Raw genomic sequence first — 26,139 nt, forward strand, 5'->3', positions numbered from 1 at the left:
TTTTTATATAAAGTATTTTATTAAATTTTAATGTTTAGCTTATTCTACAATTTCCGCAACAGGGAAGGTGAGATGAAAAGGAGAAGCTCCTATTCCAGTTTTCATTCCTCCACCTTTGATAAAGTCCGGAAAGATAGTTTCATCAGACCAAACGGATTCTATTCTTGCGAATTTTCCCTTACCTGTACCTATAAATGCTGTACTTAGTTTGGATCCATCTTCTGCTTTTTGTAAAAGAACATAGGGAAGAATAGAAGTGCTTACTGGAAAATTGAAACCTAATGTACGGATCCTAATTTTGAAAAAAGTTTTTCCGTCTCTGGAAACTTCTATCTTAGTTAATCCGCCTTCTTTTTTCCAAGTGAAGTCTGCTCTTTCTTTTGGGATGGCCCAGTTGCGAATTCCTTCATCTACCGAAGTTTGGCTAGATACAAAAATGCGGGTGATTCTCTTATAATTTGTATCCTTATGTTCGAAATTTCCCGGGATATATAAAAGTTCGTAATAAGGTCCAACATCTGATCTTTCGTAGTTCACTAACATCAAAGAACCAAGTCCTCCTTTGAAGGATTTACGATCTTCTTCATCCAAAAATGCCATTTCTGAGTTGTAGGACTTCCTACCAAACAGTGGGAATAGAAATCCTTCTCCTGTTAATGACCAAGGAGCTGGAAAATGTCTCTTAGGGGATTGGGTCTTGCTCTTAGCGTTTGTGGCTTTTTTAAGGGAATGTTGTGTGGTTTTTGAGGCTTTGGTCTTTGGTTTAACCTTGGAAGAGGCGGTTGCTTTCATTCTAGGGGTCCGTTTCTATCTTTTTTGTATCCTATACTAGGAAAATCCCCAAATTTGAAAAGGAAACTCTTGAACATCCTGCCTATTTTTGGGATAACTGGACAATGGGGACGATATTCGAGCCGTTCTCGGCTTTCGATTGTCCTGAAGGCAAAAATTATGACTGCAGTAGCTGCTCCGCGTCCTAGAAGGCGCACTAGAAATAGTTTAAATAAAGAATCCATCGTCCAGGCGGCTTTGGATATATTGAACGAAGAGGGAATTGATGGGCTTTCCATGAGAAGGATCGCCGAGAAGTTGGATTGCAGCGTTGCAAGTCCTTATTCTCACTTCAAAAGCCAACAAGATATTATCAAAATTATCATTTCCCAGGGAGAAGCTCAGTTAACCGAAACTCTTAGAGCTTCCAGACTGAACGGAAAAAATGCCTACGAAAAATTGACTCTGATCGCAAGGGCTTATTACGATTTTTCAGGAAATAACCAAGAGTTGCACAAGGTAATGTTCAACACGGTTCATGGTCACATGCATAGGAAAGCATTCCCTAAACTTCCAACCAGTTACCGCGTATTTTTGGAAACTATCCGAGCGGGCGTTAGATCGGGAGAATTTAAGATCAAAGAAGAAGATTATCCTTCTCTCGCAAGAACAATGTATTCCTGGATGTACGGGATCATCGTTTTGGATATGACTGGGATGTTGAAAAAAAGAGGGATAGGTGATCCTCTTGACGAAGGCTTTTTATTTTTCCGTAAAATTCTTTTAGATAAAGAATGAGAAAGAAATATCTACTCGGCTTAGCGGTAATTATACTCATCGTACTTACCGCTTTACCATTTGTACGCTCTAGAGAAAAAATCGAATTAAATGGATCAATTCGTTCCGGAGTCTCGGGCCAATTTGCGGAACTTCCTTTAGGTTGGACTCACTTTGAATTGTCCGGACCTGAAAAAGGAAATCTTGTAGTTTTAGTTCACGGATTTTCCACTCCATATTTTATCTGGGACCCAGTCCAAAAATCACTCACCGATGCTGGTTATAGAGTTTTACGTTTCGATTTGTATGGCAGAGGTTATTCCGACAGGCCTGATACGGTTTATAATCTGGATCTGTTTGTTACTCAGATCTCTGATCTATTAAATTTTCTGCATATAAATGACTCTTTCGATATAATGGGACTTTCCATGGGCGGTCCTATCACCGCTCATTACGTTTCTAAATATCCCGATAGAATTAAAAAAGTAGTCTTAGTAGATCCTTTCACTTCAAAAACAAATACATTTCCTCTCACTATTCCTTTGATCGGAGAATATTTAAACTCTGCAGTTTATATTCCTTCTTTGCCCAAAGGGATCTCCGCTGATTTTGTAGATCCTTCTAAGGTCCCAAACGATTGGGTAGAGAAGTATGAGACCCAGCTTAGTTTTAAAGGTTTTGGAAGAGCGATCTTATCTACGATCCGAAATATTATTTCTTTCGATCCTAAGCCTGAGTTCGAAAAGTTGGCCTTAACTAAAAAACAAGTGTTGGTTTTTTGGGGAGATAAGGATCATACTACTCCGTTGGAAAAAGGTGAGTATGTGAAGGAACTTTTAAATGCAGAATTCGTTTTGGTGAAGGATGCAGGGCATCTACCTCATATAGAAAAGCCGGAAGTTGTTCTTCCGGCTATCTCTAAGTTTTTATCCAAGTAGATGATAAATTCTTAATATTTAGCTAGAGAAGGATCCACTTCGTCAGAATACAAAAGGATCCCGCCTTCCAAGTTAAATACTTTCGAAAATCCTGTGGATTTTAAAACTCCGCAGGCATTCGCAGATCTTGCTCCGGAACGGCAATATACTATAATTTCTTTCCCGGAAGATTTCCAAGAATCCAATTCTCCGATACGAGCAGGCAATTCCGCTACTGGGATCAAAAGATCTGTTCCGTCAATAGTGCTGATCTCCTGTTCGTTCGGGTTACGCACATCCAGGAGGTAAAAATCATCACTTCCTGATTTTCTAGCATCTAATCTATTTTTTAATTCTTTCGGATTCATTCAGTCTCCTTATGGATCGTCTATACTACGGAAGAAAGTTCTTCCATTTCGATTTGCAGTTTTTCCCAGGTTTCGGTCAACTTTGAGATCTCTTTTTTGGTCTCGTTATAAGTGTCTAGTTCCATTTGATAACTGCGCTTTTTATAAAACTCAGGATCTGCGAGAAGTTCCTCAGAGTTGGATTTATTCTTTTCTAATAGAGCAATCTTAGCTTCGATTTGTTCTATTTCTTTTTGTAATTTTTTTACCCGATTTTTATCAGCATTCTTTTGGGATCTGGTCTTATTCTCGCTACCCGCGTTTTCGGTCGGGGCTTTTACAGTAAAACCGCCTTCTGCTTCTAATTCTTCCGGAGGGAATTTTAGATAATCCGAAAAGCTGGTATTCAGATCCTTTACTTTTCCGTTCGAAACGGAAACGGTTCTGGTGCATAGGTCCTTTAAAAAATCAGGATCGTGAGAGATAACTAAAACCGCTCCAGGGTATTCTTGGAGTGCACGTTTCAAATTATCTCTTACAACTAAGTCCAAGTGGTTGGTAGGTTCGTCCAAAAATAAGGTATTAGAAGAGAATCTTACTAATAGGGCTAATCTCAATCTGCTCTGTTCTCCTCCGGAGAGAAGTCCCACTTTTTTGAAAACTCTATCATCGCTAAAGGAAAAGTAACCTAATAGCTTTCTTGCTTCCACATCCGGAAGATCCGGATAAACAGAAAGAATAGTTTCTAAAAGATTTTTTTCTGGATCCAAGTGCTCATGATGGTTTTGCGAGAAGTAGCCGATCTTTGTTTTGGGTCCGAAAGTAACAGAGCCTTCGGATAATTTATGAATTCCTAATATGTTTCTTAAGAAAGTGGATTTACCTGCACCGTTCGGGCCAATGATAGCGATCTTGTCCCCATTGGAAACATGAAGTTCTGCGTTTGAAAAAATATTCTTCCCTGTTTTTTCGTAAGCAAAAGAAGCATTCTCAATTCTAAAGGAAAGATTACCGCAAGGAGTATAATTGAACCTGTATTCAGTTTTCGAATTCCAGAATGAATCTTCAGGTTCGTCTACCTTATCCCTTTTTTCCAATTTCTTAATAACACTTTGGACCTGTTTGGCTTTCGTTGCCTTGGAACGGAAACGTTCTATCCACTCGGTTCTTTTCTTTAAGTAGGCTTCTTCTTTTTTGAATTGGAGTCTTAATTTATCTAAAAGTTCGTTTTTATGCTCAAAATAATCTTCTAAGGTTCCTTTAAATTCTAAAACACCTGAAGGATTTAATTCTGCGATCGTATCAGTAGTTGCGTTCAAAAATTCAGGATCGTGAGTTACCAGGACGAAAGAACGATTTGTATCTACCAAATACTCCGCAAGCCAAGCTTTAGATGCATGATCCAGGTGGTTGGTAGGTTCATCCAAAAGAAGAAGGTTTCCTGGATTCAAAATGGCTATCGCAAGTCCCAACCTGTGTTGGTAGCCGGGAGAAAATTCTTTAACCTTCTTCTCCATTTGATCATTAGAAAAACCTAAACCGCCAATGATCTTTTTTGCCTGAGCTTCTAACTCATGAACGCCGTAGGTAAATGCATATTCTTCTAATTGGCTTTGTTCTTCTAATAAAGTAGTGAATTCAGGAGAGTCATGATCCGTACGATCCATTCTTGCATGAATGTCTTCGGCACGTTTTATATATTCATTATAATGTTTATGCTTAGAAAGTGCAGTATCGATTACCCTTGCTTCGAAATTGAAGTCCGGGATCTGCTGGAATAAAGAAATCTCCGTATGTTTGGAGCGACTGACTAAACCTTCTTCAGGATTTAGTTCTCCCACGGCCATTTTGAATAAAGTGGATTTACCTGAACCGTTTGGTCCTACTAAAGCGATCTTGGAGCCAGGCTTAATATGCCAGGAGAAGTTTTCGAAAAGTGTGGAGCTACCGAACCGGTGCTTGATATCGATGAATTGTAGCATGGTTCTTAGGAATTTTGAGGTCCCTCCGCACGAGTCTGCGGAGGGTTTTGTGGGTTTTGAAAGTAGTGCTTACTTCTTTTTAGCGAGTTCTTCTTTTCTCGCTTTAAGATGTTGTACGTACTTGCTCGTTTCCCCGTTCATCTTCTCGACTGCGTCTTTCAGAGCTTGATCAAGCTCCCCGGCGCTCATCTTGTTGATTTTTTTGTTCTTCTTTTCGGCTGTCTCTTCAGACATAGGTACCTTCCGATGCGTTCGTATTGCCAAAATTTACGGAAATACCCCTTTCGACAACCTATTTTGGCCTGTAAGTCGGCTTCTGGTCGCGGTGAAGATAAATTAGAATGGAAATATGTCCTGATTTGGGTTCTATAGGATGCAGATTCGGCATGTTATATAATTTATTTCAAACGAAAGAAGGTTTAGGACCAGTATTCCTAAGATTAGGCCTAACGATTTGTATCTTCCCACATGGAGCCCAAAAGGCATTGGGTTGGTTCGAAGGTTCCGGGTTTTATACTGCAATGGATTATTTTACCGAGACCTTAGGTGCTCCTTATATCCTAGGAGTTATGGTTATCGGTTTTGAATTTATCGGAACGATCTGCTTTGTATTCGGGTTTCTGACCAGGTTCTGGGCCTTGGGACTTGCGATTACCTTAACGGTCGCAGGTTTCACTCATATCGGTTACGGATTCTTTATGAATTGGTTTGGGGACAAAGGCGGAGAAGGTTTTGAATACCATATTCTGGCAGTGTCAGCGGCGCTTTCTCTTTTGTTCAGAGGAGCTGGGTCCTTCTCCTTTGATAAAAAATTAGGTGAATGGTTGGTATAAGCTCCTTTGTCCGGATTCCAATTATATAACTAGGTATAAAAAAACCCGGGATTGAAACCCCGGGTCCTTATTTTAGGAATTATCTATTAATTTTTCTTAATAGATGATCTTCTCGACTGAGTTTTCATCCAGGATATAAGATCCTTTCAGTGTTTGAACGATCAGCTTTCCTTTTTTCTGAGAAACCACCACACCTCTAAGCTCGCGGCCGTCTTTCATGATAATCTGTTCAATACTCTTATCATAAAGTTCTTCCAGCTCTTGTTCGGTCTTAGCAGTTTTTAAGTTCTGAGTAGATGCTAAAACTTCTTTGTCCAGGCCGCTCAAGTTCTTGCGCATGTCGCCGTATTCAGGACCTTCTTCTTTAGCGCGTTTTTGATCTTCGATCACGATTACTTTTTCGTTAGTAACGATGATCAATCCGCCAGTAATTAAAGCTCTTTCGGATTTGTCATGGATCAAAGGAGTTACTTCGACCGCGCCTTCGACTACGAAGACTGAGGATTCTTTATCAGAAGCATTTACTTCGAACGAAGTTCCGCGGACCGCAGCCACCACAGTAGGAGTATCTACGTAATAGTTTGCGTTTTTCTTTTCCTTCTCAACTAAGTTCAGGATCTTACCTGACATTAGGGAAATCCTAATTTGAGAAGAGTCCGTTTGTCTTAGGCTTTTGAGAACTAACTCAGAGTTTTCTTTTAAACGAATTACGCTGGAATCGGTTAGGCCGATATCGATCGATCCACCTTTTCCCGTTACGATTTTATCGCCTTCGCTAAGTATATCACCTAAATGTAATGCGACAGGAGTCTCTTTTACATTCTTTGCTTCACCTTTAACGAATACAACTGCCGCTTTAAGCAGTGTGCCTTCGGCTACAGGTGCGGCTTCTTTTTTGAAAATAGTGAAATAAGTTCCGGCTCCAATTCCTACGAATAGGATTGCTGCCGCAGCTAAGAACCATACTTTATTTTTGGAGCCGCTCAGTTGAACTACATTGTCCTTAGTAGGAGATTGCATAATATTTGCCTCCACAGAGAAGCGAGGAGACATGCCGACCCATTTCGGATCGAAGTCGGGTGCTTTAGAATCCGGTACAGACTTTTTGAGGAGCTCTGCGAATGTTTGGAATTCAGGGTTCATTCTTTCCATCCTCTTTACCGTATCCTTTAGTCCCGGGCCTGTTCACATTGTCCTGCCCGCTCAGTTGGATCAACAAACTGAAGGAAAGTACCTTGCTCATTTTTTTGAGTAGGGATGGCTTTTTTGACGAAATGAATTGATTGTTCTAAATACATTTTAGCGAAAATCCTAGGATTTCAGAAAAGAAGAAGGTTGTATGCCTCTCTTCTTTCCCTCTTGTAAAAGCTGTTTTTCGGCTCTTTCCAGAAGTCTGGAAACCCCGGATACGGATAAGTCCAATACGGAGGCTATCTCTTCCAATTTGCAGCCTTGGGAATAACGTAGCTCAATTGCGGTCTTTTGTTCTTCCGGTAAGGTGCTTAATAATTCGCTTATGATCTTTACGAGATTCTGGGCTTCCATCTCATCCAGGACCTGGTTTTCAGGACCTTGACCTTTGGAGCCGAATAAAGAAGAAGTTTCCTCTCCAACGAGAGCAACGTTCTTTTGATAATAGGACTTGCCGTGATTGATCATTAGATTCCTGGAGATCCTAAATAAGATCATCCTGGAGACCTGCTCATCCGGTAATTCCTTGCCGGAATAATGTTTAAAAAAGTTCAAAAAGGTGTCTTGTAATAGATCTAAGGCTGTCGATTCATCTTGGACAGAACGCCGAATAAATGAAAACAAGTGATCCTTATTTTTATTGTATAGTTTTTCGAAAAACAAGGTTTCAGACACGGTAGAATAGAAATTTTTTTCTATTGGTCTTTTTTCAAGTAAATTCGGTTTTTTCTTGTAGAAAGAAATCAGTTTTAAAACGGTTATAGCCAGACAATTTTAGTGTCTGTAACCCTAAATAAAGGGATTTAAGATAACATGCCTTATCGTTGGCTTTTTGCAATTTATTTACTAATCGTTGCCCATTCTCTTTTTGGTTCTAGCCTAACCTTAAAAAATGGAAAGGTGATCCAAGGGAAAGTGGTAAACCAAACCCGTACGGAAGTCCAGATCGAAGTGGATGGAAAGGTTCTAACCATTCCGAAAACTGAGATTGCTGAATTGAACTTAAAAGATGCCCCTAAACAGGAAGTGAAAAAGGATCCTGTTAAACCGAAAGAGGAACCTAAAAAAGCCGAGGAAGAAGTAGCGGTCCAGAGATGGTATCAAAAGCCTCGGTGGGATTATTCACTCAGATCGGCAGTTGTTCCTGGTTGGGGAATTTGGAAAGCGGACAAAAAATATAGGGCTTCCGCGACATTTGTAGCAGTTATAGGGGCAGCTTATCTGGTTGTTAAGGCCCAAAATGATTTCACTGCTGCAAAAAGCGCTTACGAGGAGAATGCAAGAAATTATTTCATATTTGCATTAAACGACCCTGTCCTTTCCTTACCTGCAAATACTACCCAACGTTTGCTTGGAGCCTTCTTGGTAAACAAGGGAGCCTTCAATCATTACCAAGGCCTTGCCGGAGAATCCAATAATTACCAATATTTGTTTGGGATCGCTTATGGATTGCAGCTCTTCTATTCCTATTATTTAGGAGTAAAGGCGGAGCAAGGTCTTGCAGAAGGACCTAGCTCAGGGTTTAGATTCAGTTTCGCTCCTTCTTACCAACCTACGACCGTTGGAGGTAACGGTTTAGGTTGGAATGGAGAACTGAAATACGAAATCCGTTACTAATCTATTTATTGGATTACGGTTACGGGGTTTTGTATACCATTTGAATCCGTAGGATAAATGGTAGAAGTTCCTCCGATATTACCGCCAAAGTCCGGATCAAATAGATAGATCGCGTCGCCGGATTCGTCTCCAACGCTGATAAAACAAGCTGTGGTCCTGCATGTAAGAGAAGAACCCATAGTGCTGCTTGTGCCTATTTCGGAAACGGAATAGTCTGTAGGAGTTCCTGCAGCCCCGGAAGTGATCGCACCGGAAGTGATAGTAACCGGAAGATTAGACACTTCATTATAAGTTCCCATATCTGCACAGAATGAATCATAGGAAACCAATAGATTCGTGCTGTTTGCAATTGCTACGGAAGGAATCATATATTGGTCCCCACTACTATTGACCGGGTCGCAACCGTACGGATTTGTTTCCGTTCTCATTGTTGCAGGAGTAACTTGGAAGTTATTAGAACTTTTTAAAGTAGCTGAATTTACGTTTCCAGAGCCATCCGTATTTGTTTGGCTATAAAATAGCCAAATATTAGAACCCTGCGTAAGTAAAGATGGATAATCTAAAGCTAGCGAATCTGATCCACTCGTAGCAGTATATGTTTTTACGAGAGTGGCAGCTCCAGTTAAGAAACTATAAGCGAGTAATGAATTTGCTCCTCCACTCGTTCTTTGGCGGAAAGCTGTATAATAAGTGCTACCACTCAATATTACATCTGCACTAGTATAAGTATTACTGGTCGAAGAAACAATAGTCGTTGCAGTTCCTATAGCTGCCCCTGTGGATGCGCTGATCCTTTGGTATTTTGCTGCTCTAGTGGAGGCGGATTCAGTCCATACAACTGCGAACTCGCCGCTTGGATTATATATTGCGGAAACTTTTCCGATAGTAACACCGGTTAAGGTATAGATTGTAAACGCTGATCCTACCGCAGTAAGCCTTATATCATAAAACTGTCCTTTAATGGTTGTATCAGCAGACTTCCAAATAAGTAAATAATTGCTTCCGGTCCAAACCAATTCAGGATCAACTGAACTTGGCGCTCCTCCAACAGTAACAGAAAGATTTTTAGTTACTACGTAAGGAGAAGCAGAATGATTCACTCCAAACAATTTTAGAACTGGAGTTCCAGCATTCGTTTTCCATCCTGCTGCGATTGCTAATTGTCTTTCACAAACAATCGTAGCAGTTCCGGTAGTGCCAGCTGTGCCGCTTGCATTTGTGGAAATACTGCAAGACTGTCCTTGTGTATAGGAGCCTAATGATATAGAATAAGAATCTCCGCTAGTAAGTTCAGTAGAGAAGGAATAAGAGCCGTTTGCAGTTAATGCTAAGGTTTGAGTCGTACTATCAGTTGAATCTGATAAAGTTAGATTTAGATCGTTAGAGGTTACATTTACGTAACCGCTTAAGGAAATATTTACCGGAGAAGTAGCTGCAGGAGAAGTCCCGCCGGCATTCCCTAGATTACCAAATATACCAAAATCACCGTCTGAAAGTAGGGCGCCTATAGCAGAAGAACTCGCATCTATGCTGATTGCTTTGGCATTATTACAACCTTGGACCAATAAGAATGAGATTAGAAAACATCCGTGAATTAATAGGGTAAATCCATTTATGGTCTTGTTTGAATTCAGGAATCTTTTCATTTTTATTCTCCGTTGCGAAGAAGGGAAAATTCGGACAGTTTTCCCCATAACAAGGTTAACAATCGGTCTTAAGCTCTTTGAGCTTTTTTTCTCGAATTAATAATTTTTTTACTAAAATATATCGGAATACGATATAAATCGCATGTTCGTTCGAAAATAGAAAACCCCTCCGGTCAGAGGGGTTTTATCATCTTTGTGTGATTCGTTTAATAAAAAAGGCTATTGGCCAACACAGACAATATTACGCCTTTGAGAACAGAGAGTTGGGATCACCACAGCAGGGTCTGTATTCGTCATTTCCGCAATAGAGTTTCCATTTACTGCAGTCAAAAGTCCCTGGCTTCCGGTTGCTGCAGCAGAATACCAAGAAGAATACGGTGCTCCCGAAAGAGCTAATCCTCCGCATTGGGTTGTTGTAGGAGAAGCAGCTGTCCAATCTATAGAACTAAAGCCTGTCCATATTCTGCCAGAAGTTCCGAGAGAGTTCGTCCACTGAGCTGCATTTGCAAATCCGATCGTAGTACCTGTACTAAAGCTATATGCTAATTTAGTTCCGCCTTGGCTGAAATATCTCCGGTAAGAACTGAAGACCCAATCAGTGGAAGTATTTCTGAGATTACCACTAGGGCTATAACTTACTACAAGTAGAGCCTTATAAGCTACGTCCGGGTTAGCATTGCTTGGAACACTAGAGTTACAAATATTATCTGCAACTTCTCTCGGACCTCCAAAAGTGGAATTATCAATCGCCTTTTTAGCAAAGTCTCCCGTGTAACCTGCTCCGTTATTAGTAGCTACGAAAATACATTTATCACTATCGTTTACTTTAACTTTAAACGTTTGGGAGATTCCGGAAGATACATCTACTGCGACAAGGTCATAATAGTTGTTCAAACAGTTATCATCTGCTAGAGAATTGATTTGGAATCCGTTTTTATAATCGAAATTGGCGTTTTGAGGATTCGGAGCGAAGGCCAAGGTAAGATAATCCTGATAACCTCCTTGGTCCGGATTATAATCCGTTACAAAGGTGATATTATCATTTCTATAAAATCTGAATTCGATAGAGCTTCCATCAGTAGGAGGGTTCTGGATTGCGAACATAATATCAGCCGCATCGTTTTCATCTACGGTAATGGTAGTCTCTCCCTCATTCAATAAAGGTTCTATCGGATATGGGGGAAGAGTAACGAATAAATTCCAGAATATAGAAGGATCTATAGTGATCGCTCCCGCTAGGTTGGGTTTACTACCGTCCAGAGCAGTGGATTGCGCATTATTACACTTGGAAACCCACAAAGTAAGACATAATAGAATGAAAGCCGTCCGTCCTAATTTAGATCCTTTCATATTCGCACCCGCCCTATCTCTCAGAGGAAAATACCCCTAAAGTAAGAAAACAGACAGGCAGGAAAAAAATTGAACGATTTTTTGGTTTAGTCGGGAGAATAAACGCAAATAAACGGCAGCGTCATAGGAGAATCGCAACTGGAAAGTGTCATATAGGCTGCATCTCCGGTAACTACACTCGAAGTACCTAAATTTCCGCTGGATGAACCACTTGAATCTGTCCAGCTTTCGGAACCGTTTAGACAAGTATTATTGTCCATTCTTCCCCAGGCTGAATGCATTCCTGTCCAATATTGTCCCGAATCTATTAAAGGATTATCAAAATCGGAGCTTGGGGGCCAGGTCCCGCCTATAGAAAAAACTTTTACCCAAGTTCCATTCCCTTGTTTACGAACGTATCTTTTATTAGCTCGGAAGAAAGATGTAGAAGATAGAGATTCTCCGGGATTCCTATCTCCGCGGGCAATGGAAAGGGCACCAACCATCGCTTTATAATGAGCTGGGTCTCTCGGAAGACCTTTTCCGCTAGCTAAACTTTTACAGTGATTGTCCATGGCGTTTAGTCCGCCCAATTGAGCTAGGCTTTTGGCAGAAGATTCGAAAACACAATAATCTCCGTCCCTTACAGTTACATTATATACGAAAGTATTTCCCGTTGAATTTTTTGTAATTCTGAAACTGAATTTATCTCCTGGACGGTCCAGACAGTTATCATCGTCCGCGTTTAAGGCAAAACCGATAGAATGAGTTCCTGTATTTGCAGTAAGAGTAAATGTATTATAACCTACAAAACTAGGGGAGGATACTGTAGTGTAATTTTCGATTTGCATCGTAAAGTTTTCATCTACAGGGTTTTGTTCTGAAAACGTAAGATCTATATAGGTATTCCCCGCGTCATACATCACATTAGAAGAAAGTTGTGGAAGACCTTCCGGAATTGTCTCAGCTCCGATGATACTCGGTAAAACAACATTCAAAAGAACGCCGGCAGCACTGCTGCTGCCGTCCAAATTGATCGGGTTTGCCTGATTGCAAAAAGAGAATAAGGAAAATAGCGATACGATCGGGATGAGTCTGAAAAGGATCTTTGGATTCGAATTCATAGTTCCGGGTCGGGTGATTTCTTTTTGAGATCACAAACCAAATTGCGAGTTTTTGCTCACTTTTTTAGGGGAAAATAAATTTTCGAGGGAAATTCGTCCGAATTCCAGACTTTTGGGTCCTGGGAATGAATAGAAGTTTGTTAGGAAATTAAGGTTTTTCTACTTTTCTTAATTTATCAATTTCTTTTCGGAAAGATTCATATGGATCGCCAGATTCAGCTTTTCCATTTTGAGAAACTGTTTTGTCAGCAGATGATTTATGAGAAGCAAACCATTCATCCACATGTTTGATTACTTTTGAGATCCTATTTCTACTATCTTCTTCCTCAGCGGTTCTGACTTTGTTTTGTAGGATTTCCATTTTTTCCGACAGAATACGATGTAATTCTCTGGCCTTGTTCCTGAAGGATTCGTTTGCAGGATAACAAAGGATCTGGTCCATTTTTTCCTTTCCTTTTTCCCAAGGAATAAAAACGAATTTTTCACGATCCAGAATTTGGTAATATAGATCCGCTTGAAATTCTCCCACATTGCCTTGAACTTCGGATGCAGTAGGCGGAAGTGAACGTTTAAAATAGAATTCATCCATTACGGAAGAAATTTTGGTCTTCTGTTCCGCCGATCGGATCTTTTCCTCTTCTTTGATCTTCTCTTGTATTCTTGCTTGCTCTTCTTTTTTAGAAGTTTCGTGATTTCTGGCCTTGAGTTGGTTTTGTTGGCCTTTGATCTTTTCTTTTGCTTGGGCAAAGAACATATCCTGGAATATTCTTCCTATTCCGATCAGATCCAGGAGGGTATAATACCAAGGGAAATAATCTAAATAACCTTTTCTCAATACTTTTCCGTAAGCTTTGACAAGATCAGGTTCTCTAAATATCGATTTAATCTGAGGTTCGTTTGATTCCACAAGTTGTCTGATACATAGAATTTTCCAAGTTTCTACGTTTGTGGCTGCTCCCAAGCTTAGAATGATCTGTCTGACACTATTCGCATTTTTATGGAAGAACGCGTGGATGGTAGTAGTTTTAGTTTCCCAAGTGGAGTAGCCGATTTCTAGATCGTCTATCAGCATTCTTTTTAATTCTTCCGGATAAGATTTGAATTCTTTGTCCGGAACCAAGAGCACTTTCCTTTCCCAAGAACCCGATTCAGAAAGTAGATTCCTTTTGATATCATGGAATCTGTTCCGATCTCTTTCCGTAGATTGTTTATGAAGTTCTTTTTCTGCAAGTTCGGAAAGGCTACGAATTAAGACTACACTCAACATTCCTGGAGTTCCTGGACTTGGGGTGCCAGACAAAGCTCTTGCAAAAGCTTCTGCTCTTTCTGTTTTGAATCTTGTGGTTTCAGGATTGGAAGTATTAGAATAATATAATTTTTCTTCCATAGCTATCTTTTGAAATTCGTCCATCAGAACATGGCGTAATTGTTTTGTTCCTTTGGATTGGATGAAATCATCCACGTGATCCATAATTTGGACTGCTTCCTTGGAATTTTTGATCCCAAATAGCCCGTATCCTGGAACGTCTATGACTCTTCCTTTTTTGTGAAGGTCATCCTCTAGTTCGAATAAGAAATCTTTAGTGAATTCGGGGTTAGCAGGTATCCTGAAATGTTCATTATGGAATGCCTGTCTTAAATATAAAAATAACTGGGGAAAAGGAGCTTCTTTTCTGGCCCCCCATTCAAGATCAGATTCCAAATTTTCCCAAAGCAGGGTTTTGCTTGTTTCCGGTTTTCTATCTAGATAATTTAAGAGAGAAGATACAGAATAATCCAGAAGTTCCAAATAGATCCTACTCAGATCTAAAGATTCTGCTTCCGGAAAAGTGGCGTAACAAGGGAGCGCTTCCGGTTGTTTTTCAGCGCTGTCGCTGATCAAATACGCAAGCTGAGAAACTGTGCCATCTTCCAGCAGACGTTTTAAGTGAAGATCGATATCCTTGGGACCTAATTCTCCGACTTCGGGAACTTTATGATGAGGTTCGAATAATTGCCTTTTTTTTACGTTCTTGAAAGATGTCGCTGCTTGGATCGCTTTGTAGACGGAGTGAGTTATTTTGTCGTTCATGTAGTAACTCACTACTTCGTTCAGCTTCTTAACTTTTAAGAAGCTAGGAACGGCTACATTGCCTGTGTTTGGATCTAAGGGTTTGGGACCTTTTGCGTTCATCTTTGTCTATAAATAATTAAATATTAAAAATTTAGCATATAGCAGCGGGGATATATCCGCTTAAAGATATAAGTATCCCTAAGGATATTCAAAACCATCATATAATGCATTCTAAACGGTTCCACCGAAAAACCTAAATCCTCATTCTTTTTCGATAAAACCTGCATAAACCGAAGGACGTATGCCGAAGACCTTATGTGAATCCTCTTGACGAAGCATAGGCAAGGGCTTTCCTGGAATAGAATGCAACTGAAGAAAAAGACTCCCTTCTCTCCCAAAAAGCTATTATTCGTAATTTTAGACGGTGTAGGTTATACTCCTAAAGGCCCCGAATTCGGGAACGCAATTGCAGGCGCCAATCTTCCGTTTCTAAATAAACTTTGGAAAGAATCTCCCACTATACTATTGAAAGCACATGGAACCGCAGTTGGTATGCCTTCGGACGAGGATATGGGAAACTCGGAAGTAGGTCATAATGTTCTGGGTTGCGGTCGTATTTTCGATCAGGGAGCTAAGTTAGTCAATAACTCTATCGCCAAAGGACTGTTATTCGAAGGAAAAGCTTGGAAGGAAATTGTAGAAAATACAAAGACTAAAAATTCCACACTTCATTTAATCGGTTTGTTTTCCGACGGAAATGTTCACGCACATATAGATCATACAAAATCTTTGATAGAGGCGGCAATAAAGGAGAAGGTCCCAAGGATCAGATTACATATTCTTTTAGACGGAAGGGATGTGCCTGAAAAGTCCGCTTTAGAATATTTGAATCCTTTCGAGGAATGGCTTACCACTCTAAGATCCAACGGAGCTGATATTAAGATCGCTTCCGGCGGAGGAAGAATGACAATCACTATGGATCGTTATGAAGCTGACTGGTCCATGGTAGAAAGAGGCTGGAAGATTCACGTTCACGGAGAAGGTAGAACATTCCCCGATGCAAAAACCGCAATCGAAACATTTAGAAAAGAAGATCCGGGAGTGATCGATCAATATCTTCCTAGTTTTGTGGTAGAGGAGTCCGGCAAACCTGTCGGAAAAATTCTAAGCGGAGACTCGGTGGTGTTCACAAATTTCAGAGGAGACAGAGCGATCGAGATCTCCCAAGCATTTACTCAGAAAAAATTCGGATCATTCGATAGAGGGGATTTCCCTGAAGTATGTTATGCGGGAATGATGCAATACGATGGGGATCTGCAATTGCCTGAGCGTTTTTTAGTAACTCCTCCTGCGATTGATCGCACCTTGGGTGAGTATATGGCCAAATCCGGAGTGAGCCAATACGCATTATCCGAAACACAGAAATACGGACATGTAACTTTTTTCTGGAATGGGAATCGTTCAGGCAAATTCGATTCTAAAAGTGAGGAATATAAGGAAATTCCTTCCGATGTAATTCCATTCGACCAAACTCCAGAAATGAAGGCGCAGGCAATCACTGCGGAACTTGAAAAAGTTTTGGGAGAAAATCATTCCGACTTCTATAGAATCAATTTTCCGAACGGAGATATGGTAGGTCATACCGGAAATTACCAGGCCACAGTTAAAGCTATGGAGTTTTTGGACGGATGTATGGGCCGCCTTGCAGAAGCATGCAAAAAACATAATGTAGTTCTACTGGTGAGTGCAGATCACGGAAATGCCGATGAAATGTATCAATTGGATAAAAAGGGAAATGTAGAAAAGGACAAGGAAGGTAAACCTGTTCCTAAAACTTCTCATACCTTAAATCCAGTTCCTTTCAGCGTTTTGGACCCTGAAAACAAGATTAAATTAAGAACAGATCTACCAAATCCGGGACTTGCGAATGTTGCAGCTACGATCTTAGATATTATGGGATATGAGACACCGGAAGGGTATCATCCTAGTTTGATAGCTAAGTAAAATCAATCGCTTACGCAATGAACTGCGTAGATTAGACTTTTATCGAACTCGTTTGCAATTCCATACAAAAATACTACTGTTTTGGCATATTTTTCAAAAGGAGTAGTTGTATCTCCTCTGGTTGCTGCCCAGGTAGCGCTTGTAACCGGATTTGGAAATGCAGTCGTATTGATATAAGGAGCGCTACTTCCTTCTATCAATGAGGATAATTCTTGGACAGTAGGTAGCCTCCAGTTCTCCCTGTCTGCGTATCCTATTGCGGCCCCATGTACTGTATTCAAATAAGCGCAACCGTCTAACGCATTTGCCCAAGTCATCTCATTCTGAGTACCTGTGCAGCTAGGTCCCGTTCTTCCTTCCCAACAAGTTTTCCAAACTAAACCTGTGGAATTATCCGTAGTTGTTATATCTGAAGTATATGTTCCATGAGCAGTCGGACCTGTATAGGTTTGACCTCCTGATATGGTAGCCCCGCTTGTAGTAGTAAAGCTCGATTGATGACTGACTGTATTCCCTGCTTCGTCCTTTAATGAACTTGAAGGAATGGTCCATCGAATTTGAGAATCTGCCGGGAAATAAGTCCAGCTAACTGTGATAACCAGAGTTTGAGAGTCCTGCCAATCGAAGAATGTGTTTGTGTTAGGGGCTGCTACCCATGAAGTTCCATTATAAATTTCTAATGTCATGCTCATGGTAAGGCCCGTGTTCATAGGCTCCGCAAAATTCAAAACAAGAGACCCGGGCGAAAGATTAATCCCAGTACTGGAATTGTTTGGTGTAGAAGCAGAAATTGTGGGGCTTACTGTATCCACAGTTATATCTGCATTATCAACTGACGAAACATTCCCAGCTTTATCTCTTGCAACATACTTAAATGAAGTAGTGGAGTTAGCAGGAACATTAATAGGAGTAGAATATTGAGTTCCTACATTTATAGTGCCGGTTGTCCCATCGATATCCGGAGTAGAACTGTCAGTAACATAAGAAATCTTATCGCAACCTGCTCCTCCGGTGTCCGAACAAATAATAGAAACATTTTGAGAAGAATTATAAGCTCCTCCGTTCGGAGTTGTGCTAACTGTAGGATAAGTATCATCCCGAACGATCCTGAAAATTCCGGATCCCGTTATATTTTCTACCGGATCAGTGACACAAACTCTGATATAACTCGCGCCTAAAGGAAGAAGGCTCGCATTTACCGAGGCTAAATTGTCTATATTAGCTGTTGCTGTTCCTGTAGTTAAACTTGATCCGCTCGTACAAGAGTTGGCGTCTATCCGGACGTCATAGGATCCGTCGGTGTCCGATCTCCAAGTAAGGTCGGAAGAGTTAATTGCCCCAGAATTATTACTTATGAATTTTTCAGTAAGGCTTCCACTGATCGCTGGTCCTGGAAGACAAACATCTAATTCTCCCAAAATACAGCGTACAAAGGTAGTTTCCCACCAAGCATCCGAGAATGGGATGGCCGGGTTATGCACTTCGATTGGTTTGCATAACATTCCAAATCCGACTAAAAAGACTATAAAGCGAGCCCGCATATTGCTATCTGAACAGGGTATTTAATAATAAAGGGACGATTTTATCCTTAATTCTATTTCTACCCAGTAAATAAGTTTTTAACACTTATTTTATTTATCCTATCGGGGATAAACCTCCGACAAAAAAAATCAGCCCATCCGGAATTTCAGACTTTTTTTATCTGCTTTTCTTTCTTTTTAGTTATTGGAGATTGCCGGACTTTTGAAAACCCTTCCCATAACATTTCGGCAGATTGCTCCAATAGGGAAGGATCTATGTTATTTTCGTGGATCCGGTGGTAGCGCAAGATCCCAGTAAAAGAACCCAGAATAAGAGAAGGATAAAGTAATCTTAGGTTTTTATCATTCTGAGCAGGAGCAAAATATTCTGAAATTTTTTGCTTTAAGGCTACAGCATCCTTTGCACTTTCTTCATCCAGTATATAAGAAGATAGATTTCTTTCTATCATGATCAACTGGTCGAATTTGCCTTGGGAGAATAATCCGAGTCCTTTCCAAAAATCAAAAAACTGTTCTTTCGGAGATAAGTTCTTGGAGATAGATCTATCTAAGAATTCCGAAAATTCTTGGACTGAGATCCGAAATGCCTCATTGAATAAGTGATCCTTGTTCCGGAAATGACGATACATTGTGCCAACTCCAACTTTTGCATGAGCGGAAATTTCCGGGATTCTTGTTTCGAAAAATCCTCTTTCTGCAAATAACTTGAGAGCTGAACGAATGATCCTTTCTTTGGATTCATCCTGTTTCTTATGTAGTCTTTCTTCTGGAGGCTCCTTTTCTGTTTCATATATGGGATCCTGATCGGGTGTGAGCTCTGGATCCGTGGAAATATCTAGGGTTTCTATCAGGGGATTATTTTCCATTCGGGTAACCATTTTCAAATTTTATTTTTCTTAAGTTTCTTTCTATAAAGTAAGGCCGAAAGTTTCGACTAACGAGCATTATTGTCAAGGATGAAAGACTAAATTAACATAATTTATAATCTATTCAATGCATTTGACTTCGATCAGTAAAAACAAAGTTAATTCGATTAGATCTACTTGGATAAACTTGCTATCCGTCAATACCGGAATCTGAATTCAGATTCCGTAAATCATTAGAATCTAATATATAAGCATATTAGAAAGAGATGTTATTTGAGAAATGATAAATTGGGATTTTAAGAATGTATAATTTGGAATATTGTTTCCGCTTTCGATACGAACCTGGTTTGGAATGATTCTTAATTATTGGGAAATAAATTTCAGAACGGATAGGCGCTTATTTTGCCAACGCTTTCCAGAGTGTTAAACCGGAAGCGTGTAACGTTTCTGCAGAAAGTTGGATATAACCACCTTTGGCCATCTTCACCATTCCTACAAAACTTCCATAACATAAGGAAACAAGTTCCATGGAACCAAGGTCAGATCGGATATCTCCCTTTGCTTTCGCTTGTTCTAAGAATGTACAAATAAACTCCATGGTTTGGGAGGTTGCTTTTTTACTAGCTTGGTCCAGATAAGGAGAATGGTAGTGTAACTCTAAAAATTCAAACGCTTCCGGGTAACGATGATAGAAGGTTGCAAGTGCTTTCCACAAATGAACAAATAAGTCCTTTGATTTTGCTTTTTCAGGATAATTTTCCGCGAGAGTCTCTCTCAGTTTGTTTTTCCAGAAACGATATAGTTCGTTTACCAATTCTTCTTTGTTTTTATAATACCTGTATATGGTTCCGGCGCCTATACCTGCGTCCTTTGCTAGGTCAGGTATAGGGGTTCCTTCAAAACCTTTTTCGGTGAATAACCTTAAGGCAGAGGTGAGTATTCTTTCTTTTTTGTCTTCCGGATCTCGAACTACTGGCATTTGATTTTCCTGGAATTAGGGAATGGAACCGAAGTATTCCACTTCTCTTTGTAATAGCACACCTGTCTCTTTTTCCACTTTTTCTTGGACAGTATTTACAAGTCCATATACATCGGAGGCTTTTGCCCCTCCGGTGTTCACTATAAAATTACAGTGTTCCGGAGAGATTTGAGCTCCACCAATTTGTAAACCTCTTAGGCCTACCCTGTCTATAAATTGCCAAGCTTTGATCTCTTTTCCTTGTTCGTCGAATACCTTTGGGTTTTTGAACATGGAACCTGCACTTTTTTTGTTCTGGGGCTGAGAAGAATTTCGTTTGTCCCTTTTTTCTTTGAGAGAACTTTCGATCTCTTCTAAGTTTCCAGGTTTTAATTTGATTAGAATGGAAAGAATAATGGAGTCTTTTCTTTTTAAGAACTCGGTAAATCTGTATCCGTGTTCTATTTCGGAAGGTTTTCTTTTGAGAACTTCTCCGTTTCTTAAAAATTCCACTTCTTGGATAAGATCGAAAAGTTCTCCTCCATAACATCCTGCGTTTTGGATAACTGCTCCACCTGTCCAACCCGGGATCGTGCTTAAAAACTCTGCCCCTGTATATCCTTTCTGAGAGATTTGACGGAAGATTGGAGTAGTATTAGTTGCAGCTCCTACTTGGAAAAGACCTTCTCCCATATCCTTGTATTCCTTAAATCCTCCAGAGAGTTTTAAGATCACAAAATCATCCGGATGATCTGAGATAAGGATATTTGTGCCACCGCCTAGGATCTTCCAAGGTAGGTCTAGTTTTTTGAATACGGAAAGAGTTTCTAGGATTTGTTCCTGGGTTTCAGGTTCGACTATTATAGGAGAAGTTCCGCCGATCTTAAAGGAGCAATGAACACTCAGATCCTGATTCTCCCGATAGGGAAGACCGGAATTTCCTAGGGAATTCTTTAGTTCTCGGATCTGTATTTCGGAAAGAATGGCCACTTTATTCAAGTTTCCCCGTTTGGATCTAGGAGCAAGAAAAAAGTCTAAGGCCTAAAAAAGGCTTATGAGAAGAGTAAGTCGGTCCGAACATTCTTTTAGGGGCCGAAAGAATATGTTTTATTTGCTCTTGCAATCCGTGTATCAAGATTATATCACCGGAAGATCGGACAGGGAAACTTATATCAATTCTGTGATCCGATTGGCTCTGGACCAAGAGAAATTAGCAGGTTTGGTTTAAGCTATCTTCTTCAAAACCTACGTTAAACGTAGGTTTTTTCCGTTTCCTCTTCTAATTCTTCATCTTCTTCCCAAAGTTTAGTACTAGAGAGTTTTGCCTCTGCTTGTGAGTAAATTCTCTCTTCAATCCGATTCAATAAGGTATTTAATCCAAAACCTTGGATAGCGGATACATAGATCGTATCCAGGTCCGCTTCTCTCAGAAGTTCGTTTCGTGCTTCTTCCGGTAATCCGTCTACTTTGTTGAATACTAAGATCCTTGGGATATCGGATAGATTTAGATCTTCTAATATAGTTTCAACTGCTTCCATCTGTTGTCTGAATTCAGGATTAGAAACATCGACTACATGGACGAGCAGATCCGAATCTCCCAACTCTTCCAATGTTGCTTTGAATGCGTTGGATAGTTCAGGAGGAAGATCATGAATAAATCCTACCGTGTCGGATACAATGATCTCCCTTTCTTCCGGAAAACGAATCCTTCTGGAAGTAGGATCCAAGGTTGCGAATAACTTGTCTTCGGATAATACGGAAGAATTTGTCATAGCATTTAGTAAGGTAGATTTCCCTGCGTTTGTGTAACCTACGATACCGCAGACAGGGATCTCGTTTTTCTTACGTCTTCTTCTTGCGATCTCTCTTCGTTTTTTCAAGGACTTAAGTTCTTGTTCTAATCTGGAAATCCTTTCTTCTACCCTACGTTTTCCGATCTCGAGTTTTGTTTCTCCAGGTCCTCTTCCTCCGATTCCCCCTGTGAGCCTGGACATATTATCATCCAACTCTGAAAGTCTACCTTTCAGATATTTTAATTGCGCAAGTTCTACTTGGAGTTTACCGTCCCTGCTTGTTGCATTTCTTGCAAAAATATCCAAGATCAATTGGGTTCTGTCTAAAACTTTTAGATCTGCATAATCCGAGATCTTTTTTGCCTGAGAAGGAGATAATTCCAGATCGAATACTAATAGTTCCACTTGTTTCTGGATTGCTTTTAATACGATCTCTTCTAGTTTACCTTTTCCTAATACTGTAGAAGGATCTAAACGATTTTTTCTTTGGATAAATGAATCTACTACGTGTACTCCGGCCGTTCTGCAGAGTTCTTTTAGCTCGTCTATGGATTGTGCTGGAGGGCGTATTCTATTATTTTCCGGATACACTCCCACTAAAAAGGCTCTGTTTTCTTTTTGAGCTCCTTTTAGATTTTTACGATATCTGGTCATTCTTCCTTCGATTTCCAGAATATCGTCCAGTATACCTTCTTCCAATTGTCCCGGGACTTTTTTGGGAAGAACTGTCCAAGGTTCTCCTTCTTCGTCTTCAGGGTTTACATGTGCTGAATAATAAGATCTAGGAAGGCCCTTATCATCTATAGTGATTGCAGTTATATAATCTAAACGTAATAAAGCTAAGTCTGTAAGATCTTCTTGGTTTAGACTTTCTTCTTTGAGATGGCTATGAACGAGTCGTAAACCTCGTAACCTCGCTTCGGATGTCCTAATACGATCCAACCAAGGGATATCGATGGAGCTATCCGATCCCACGATCACGTGAGTTACATATCCGTTCCTATCAATTAGGATCCCGATTTGTCTGCCGATTTCGAAGGAAAGTTCTGTGAGTGTTCTGGAAACTTCGGGCGTGATGATCACGTTTTCCCGAATTCTACGCTCGGAGAGTTTTTTGAGTCTTTGGATCTGATTGGACTTGAGTCCGGAAAGGTTTCCGCTGAGCTTACTGATAAATTTGCCTCTTCTCTAAGAATTAGACGGTACCATTTCCCAAAAAGAGAGTCAAGCAGTTCCGATCCTAAAAAGCCTGAGAAGATCGAATTCTATAGATATAAAGGTATAGATGGCAGATCTGTATCCTGTTCTGGAAAGAAATTATTATTTTTATGGTTACATTACTTGCAATCAAGGATTCTACCTCAAAAAAAGGTAAACGCACGATAACGGATGGTCGAAAAAAAGAATAGAGGCTGGCACAAGGAAATGTTTCTTGGACCAAAGCTTGCTTTTCGATTAAAAGAATGTTTGCCCGATTGAATTTTAGATTTTTATTTCCAGGCTTATTACTGATTGCCTTCTTTGGAGTCTGGTTTTCACCAATTTTTGCTCAAACTCCAGAAGATACTAACAATACTTCCGACGTAGGGAATAATTCTTCGGAGACTGAAGATCCTTCCGCTTCTGATGAGCAAGATACCAATAAGAAAAAGCCTAAAAAGCCGGTCTTGGATCCGGAATCCAAACGGTATAATGATCTTCTAAAAGCCGGTTTATTGAAGGTTTTCGAAGGGGAAGCCACATACAATTACCCTAGATTGAAACAATACGGACTGACACATCCAATTCCAAGAGTTAGAGCTGCAGCAGCTTTAGCTTTGGGAAGATTGAAAAGTCCTGTAGGCGTTAAGATACTTCATCAAATGATAGATCGTGATGGTGAGTGGGTACGTCAGGCAGCATACAAAGGGCTCGCAGATATAGGCTCCAGAAGTTCATTAGATTATTTTTATGTAGGTGCCAAGTCTTCCGATAGAGAGATTAGAGTAGCTTCTTTCCGAGGAATGGGAAAAACATTAGATCCGGGAGCAAGAGAAGTTCTATTAAAAAAGGGTCTTAAGTCTGATGATAAGGAAATCGTAAAGGCAACTCTTTTGGGTCTCGGGTATTATCAGGTTCCGGAAGACCTTCGCATATTTATTGATTATCTGAATTCAGAAGACGAAGAATTTCAAAAGGCAGCAGTGGAAGCTCTTGGAAGGCATAAGACCAGGACTTCTATGAAAATTTTAGAAGATTCTTTCAAAGATAAGACGAATCTAAGAAGCCAAATCCTGGATACTTTAACGGAACAAAAGAATTCATTCGCGATCTTTGCATTATTAAGAATTTTGAATGCTAATGCTGATTCCGAAAATATAGTAAATGAGATCAGCGCCAGATTATATAAATTAAAAGCAGTCGGAAAATATATGACCATTGTTTCCGATAATACTCCTCTTTTGAGAGAACCTTATGTAGGGGCTCCTAAGATCCGTGACTTAGAAGCAGGAGAAGTTGGGAAAGTAGTCAGCAAACATTCAGTTGCTTATATCATTCCGATCGAAGGCCAGAGAATAGAGGACTTTTATTATAAGGTTTTAGTGAACACCAAATACAAGGATGCGTTTACTGAGACCGTCCAAGGTTGGGTGTTTGGAAAATATATCCAAATAAGAACCATTTCTATGCCTAAAGAAGAGAAGGAGAATAAGAGGAAGAAACCTAAACAACCTTCTATTCTGGATGATATGGAAACTTCTGAACCGGCGCCTAATAATCCTCAAGGCGAAAACCCGAATCCTTAATAAAGTTTAGTCTTTAGTTAAAAGACAATGGATCTATCTCAGCTTTATCCTCTTCTTCCATATTTTTTAAGAGTAAGCCCTGCATTGGTTTTTGCAGGATTATTTTGGTTTATTATTAAGCCGGAACCGAAACTTAGAATTCTGATCTATATTCTTTTGTTTGTTTTGTTCAGAGATGCTATGACTGGAACTGGACTTTGGTCTTTAGGATCGGACGGAGGATTTTGGATCAGATTGTCCAATTCATCTTTGGTCCTGGTTGCTTTGGGCTTCACTTCCTTAGTTTTAGTTTTTACATTATGGAAATTTGATATAGAAAACCGAAAATTGGTTCTTTGGTTTAAAGGAAACCAAGTTCTCGGGGTTTTATTCGGTTTATTAAGCGCAGTTGCGATTGTTTTGCCTGTTTGGATCCTGAATCGGAGTCTTTCCGGGGGGAAGATCTCAGGCGGAGAAGTAGATACGAGCCTTCTTCTTCCCATGCTCTGGTTTTCCTTGGCAGGAAATTTGTATGAAGAATTTTTATTTAGAGGATATATAAGAGGGATCGCAGAAGAAAAATTCGGCTGGGTGAGGGCGTCTTTTATCTCAGGGATCAGTTTTGCATTCTTCCATATATTCTTAGCGAGTACTGTAACTTCTATCGGATTTCCATTGCTTGTATTCACTTTATGGGAAGGCACAATCTGCGGATTTTTGGCTTCCAAATGGGGACTTTTATCTTCTACCATAGCTCACGGATTCGGGATCTGGATCTTGGCTTCCGGTTTTGTATAATAAAATACTAATATTTGTTTTCTATTTCTCGAATGACCGATCTTTCTAAAATTTTATCCGTTTTTAAATTTGCGTCTAAGTCTGCCGGTATAGAGATCCTGAAATTATTCGGCAAAGAGTCCACATTCGATCTGAAAGATCCTATGCAGGTTTTAACCCAAGCAGACATGGATTCCCATCGTGTTTTAGAAGAAATCCTCAAAAGGGAATTTCCTGGGATTCCTTTGGTGATGGAAGAGCAAAATAATCATGAACCTCTGCCCGGGACTTTTATCGTATGTGATGAGTTAGACGGGACCACCTTGTTTTCCAGAGGGATTAAGGAATTCAGTGTAATTTTAGCATATATAGAGAACGGATCTACTAAGGTAGGGTGTATTTATTTTCCAGCTTTAGATACATGTCTTACATGTCAGAGAGGAGAAGGAACTTTTATCGATGATAGAAAAATTCTTCTGAAAAAAGGAGGAAGCCTGGATCGTTCCGTTCTTTCTCTTGAAATCAATAATACTTTCCAGGACGAGGACTATCGTTGGATTGCAAACGTTAGTAAAAAAACTTTAGCGACTCGTGCCTTGGCTGCGACAGGAGCAGGATTTTTAGAATTATTAGAAGGTAAGACTGATCTATTCATGAACCTAAGCGGAGCTAAGATCTGGGATTTTGCTGCAGGAGTTCTTGCGTTAGAAGAAGCAGGCGGGATTGCTTTGGATAAAACGGGAAATCCTTTGGATTGGAATAAGATTCGTATGTCTGCATTGTTAAGTAGAGATTCAGATTTTTTAAAAGAAGTTTACCGGCTGAAACCTTAGATCATTCCTTGGATT

Annotated in this window: 24 protein-coding genes; 9 read left to right on the plus strand and 15 right to left on the minus strand. The window is 40.0% G+C overall.

Going from position 1 to position 26,139, the window contains the following annotated elements:
* Nucleotides 1-39: 39 nt before the first annotated feature.
* A complete protein-coding gene (locus CH377_RS04750; protein WP_100722630.1) occupies nt 40-792 on the minus strand; it encodes an acetoacetate decarboxylase family protein in 753 nt (250 codons plus the stop codon).
* Between the two features lie 159 nt (nt 793-951).
* Here CH377_RS04750 and CH377_RS04755 point away from each other — a divergent pair, with 159 nt between their 5' ends.
* Both CH377_RS04755 and CH377_RS04760 read left to right on the plus strand, forming a co-directional pair.
* A complete protein-coding gene (locus CH377_RS04755) occupies nt 952-1,569 on the plus strand; it encodes a TetR/AcrR family transcriptional regulator (RefSeq protein ID WP_086448539.1) in 618 nt (205 codons plus the stop codon).
* Complete coding sequence (locus CH377_RS04760) at nt 1,566-2,486, plus strand: alpha/beta fold hydrolase (protein ID WP_100722631.1); 921 nt, start codon at nt 1,566-1,568, stop codon at nt 2,484-2,486. Before CH377_RS04755 ends, CH377_RS04760 begins: the two co-directional genes overlap by 4 nt.
* A gap of 11 nt (nt 2,487-2,497) precedes the next feature.
* Here the strand turns inward: CH377_RS04760 and CH377_RS04765 are convergent, their stop codons facing one another.
* The 3 genes from CH377_RS04765 to CH377_RS19650 form a co-directional block, all read right to left on the minus strand.
* A complete protein-coding gene (locus CH377_RS04765; RefSeq protein WP_100722632.1) occupies nt 2,498-2,833 on the minus strand; it encodes a rhodanese-like domain-containing protein in 336 nt (111 codons plus the stop codon).
* A gap of 20 nt (nt 2,834-2,853) precedes the next feature.
* Complete coding sequence (gene abc-f, locus CH377_RS04770; RefSeq protein ID WP_100722633.1) at nt 2,854-4,794, minus strand: ribosomal protection-like ABC-F family protein; 1,941 nt, start codon at nt 4,792-4,794, stop codon at nt 2,854-2,856.
* Between the two features lie 69 nt (nt 4,795-4,863).
* Nucleotides 4,864-5,028, minus strand: coding sequence for a hypothetical protein (locus CH377_RS19650; RefSeq protein ID WP_165780449.1), 165 nt, complete (start codon nt 5,026-5,028; stop codon nt 4,864-4,866).
* A gap of 152 nt (nt 5,029-5,180) precedes the next feature.
* Here CH377_RS19650 and CH377_RS04775 point away from each other — a divergent pair, with 152 nt between their 5' ends.
* Entirely contained in the window at nt 5,181-5,627 is a 447-nt protein-coding gene (locus tag CH377_RS04775; protein WP_100722823.1) for a DoxX family protein, read from the plus strand.
* Nucleotides 5,628-5,723: 96 nt separating this feature from the next.
* Here CH377_RS04775 and CH377_RS04780 read toward each other — a convergent pair whose 3' ends face one another.
* Nucleotides 5,724-6,779 carry a FecR family protein gene (locus CH377_RS04780; protein ID WP_100722634.1) on the minus strand — a complete coding sequence of 352 codons (1,056 nt, stop codon included), beginning with the start codon at nt 6,777-6,779 and terminating at the stop codon, nt 5,724-5,726.
* A 159-nt stretch (nt 6,780-6,938) separates the two neighbouring features.
* Nucleotides 6,939-7,493 carry an RNA polymerase sigma factor gene (locus tag CH377_RS04785; RefSeq protein WP_423789909.1) on the minus strand — a complete coding sequence of 185 codons (555 nt, stop codon included), beginning with the start codon at nt 7,491-7,493 and terminating at the stop codon, nt 6,939-6,941.
* A gap of 138 nt (nt 7,494-7,631) precedes the next feature.
* Between CH377_RS04785 and CH377_RS04790 the strand changes: the two genes are divergently transcribed.
* Complete coding sequence (locus tag CH377_RS04790; RefSeq protein ID WP_100722635.1) at nt 7,632-8,435, plus strand: LA_0442/LA_0875 N-terminal domain-containing protein; 804 nt, start codon at nt 7,632-7,634, stop codon at nt 8,433-8,435.
* Between the two features lie 5 nt (nt 8,436-8,440).
* Here CH377_RS04790 and CH377_RS04795 read toward each other — a convergent pair whose 3' ends face one another.
* The 4 genes from CH377_RS04795 to CH377_RS04810 form a co-directional block, all read right to left on the minus strand.
* Nucleotides 8,441-10,081, minus strand: a complete 1,641-nt coding sequence (locus CH377_RS04795; RefSeq protein WP_100722636.1) for a hypothetical protein — start codon at nt 10,079-10,081, stop codon at nt 8,441-8,443.
* Nucleotides 10,082-10,300: 219 nt separating this feature from the next.
* A complete protein-coding gene (locus tag CH377_RS04800) occupies nt 10,301-11,431 on the minus strand; it encodes a DUF1554 domain-containing protein (protein ID WP_100722637.1) in 1,131 nt (376 codons plus the stop codon).
* 86 nt (nt 11,432-11,517) lie between these two features.
* Complete coding sequence (locus CH377_RS04805) at nt 11,518-12,534, minus strand: DUF1554 domain-containing protein (protein WP_100722638.1); 1,017 nt, start codon at nt 12,532-12,534, stop codon at nt 11,518-11,520.
* A 148-nt stretch (nt 12,535-12,682) separates the two neighbouring features.
* Nucleotides 12,683-14,707 (minus strand): hypothetical protein, encoded by a 2,025-nt coding sequence (locus CH377_RS04810; protein WP_100722639.1) that lies wholly within the window; start codon nt 14,705-14,707, stop codon nt 12,683-12,685.
* A gap of 243 nt (nt 14,708-14,950) precedes the next feature.
* Here CH377_RS04810 and gpmI point away from each other — a divergent pair, with 243 nt between their 5' ends.
* Nucleotides 14,951-16,591, plus strand: a complete 1,641-nt coding sequence (gene gpmI / locus CH377_RS04815; protein WP_100722640.1) for a 2,3-bisphosphoglycerate-independent phosphoglycerate mutase — start codon at nt 14,951-14,953, stop codon at nt 16,589-16,591.
* A 2-nt stretch (nt 16,592-16,593) separates the two neighbouring features.
* Here the strand turns inward: gpmI and CH377_RS04820 are convergent, their stop codons facing one another.
* From CH377_RS04820 to murB, 4 genes are all read right to left on the minus strand, one after another.
* Nucleotides 16,594-18,093, minus strand: coding sequence for an Lcl domain-containing protein (locus tag CH377_RS04820; RefSeq protein WP_244283704.1), 1,500 nt, complete (start codon nt 18,091-18,093; stop codon nt 16,594-16,596).
* A 185-nt stretch (nt 18,094-18,278) separates the two neighbouring features.
* Nucleotides 18,279-18,998, minus strand: coding sequence for a TetR/AcrR family transcriptional regulator (locus CH377_RS04825; RefSeq protein WP_243401955.1), 720 nt, complete (start codon nt 18,996-18,998; stop codon nt 18,279-18,281).
* A gap of 397 nt (nt 18,999-19,395) precedes the next feature.
* Nucleotides 19,396-19,977: a TetR/AcrR family transcriptional regulator gene (locus CH377_RS04830; protein ID WP_100722643.1), complete on the minus strand. Its 582-nt coding sequence runs from the start codon at nt 19,975-19,977 to the stop codon at nt 19,396-19,398.
* Between the two features lie 15 nt (nt 19,978-19,992).
* On the minus strand, nt 19,993-20,946 hold the full coding sequence (murB, locus tag CH377_RS04835) for a UDP-N-acetylmuramate dehydrogenase (RefSeq protein ID WP_100722825.1): 954 nt from the start codon (nt 20,944-20,946) through the stop codon (nt 19,993-19,995).
* A 112-nt stretch (nt 20,947-21,058) separates the two neighbouring features.
* On the opposite strand from murB, the gene CH377_RS19910 reads away from it, so the two are divergent.
* Nucleotides 21,059-21,184: a hypothetical protein gene (locus tag CH377_RS19910; RefSeq protein ID WP_020769644.1), complete on the plus strand. Its 126-nt coding sequence runs from the start codon at nt 21,059-21,061 to the stop codon at nt 21,182-21,184.
* Between the two features lie 22 nt (nt 21,185-21,206).
* On the opposite strand, the gene hflX is transcribed toward CH377_RS19910, so the two are convergent.
* Nucleotides 21,207-22,877 (minus strand): GTPase HflX, encoded by a 1,671-nt coding sequence (hflX, locus tag CH377_RS04840; RefSeq protein ID WP_341476374.1) that lies wholly within the window; start codon nt 22,875-22,877, stop codon nt 21,207-21,209.
* Between the two features lie 335 nt (nt 22,878-23,212).
* Between hflX and CH377_RS04850 the strand changes: the two genes are divergently transcribed.
* The 3 genes from CH377_RS04850 to CH377_RS04860 are packed head-to-tail and all read left to right on the plus strand — an operon-like array spanning nt 23,213 to nt 26,124.
* The gene (locus CH377_RS04850; RefSeq protein ID WP_243401956.1) at nt 23,213-24,535 is read left to right on the plus strand and encodes a HEAT repeat domain-containing protein; all 1,323 of its coding nucleotides are present in this window, start codon (nt 23,213-23,215) and stop codon (nt 24,533-24,535) included.
* 27 nt (nt 24,536-24,562) lie between these two features.
* Nucleotides 24,563-25,312, plus strand: a complete 750-nt coding sequence (locus CH377_RS04855) for a CPBP family intramembrane glutamic endopeptidase (RefSeq protein WP_100722646.1) — start codon at nt 24,563-24,565, stop codon at nt 25,310-25,312.
* 32 nt (nt 25,313-25,344) lie between these two features.
* Nucleotides 25,345-26,124, plus strand: coding sequence for an inositol monophosphatase family protein (locus CH377_RS04860; RefSeq protein ID WP_100722827.1), 780 nt, complete (start codon nt 25,345-25,347; stop codon nt 26,122-26,124).
* Nucleotides 26,125-26,139 lie beyond the last annotated feature (15 nt).

The organism is Leptospira haakeii (assembly GCF_002812045.1).
GTDB classification, from domain to species: Bacteria; Spirochaetota; Leptospiria; order Leptospirales; family Leptospiraceae; genus Leptospira_B; species Leptospira_B haakeii.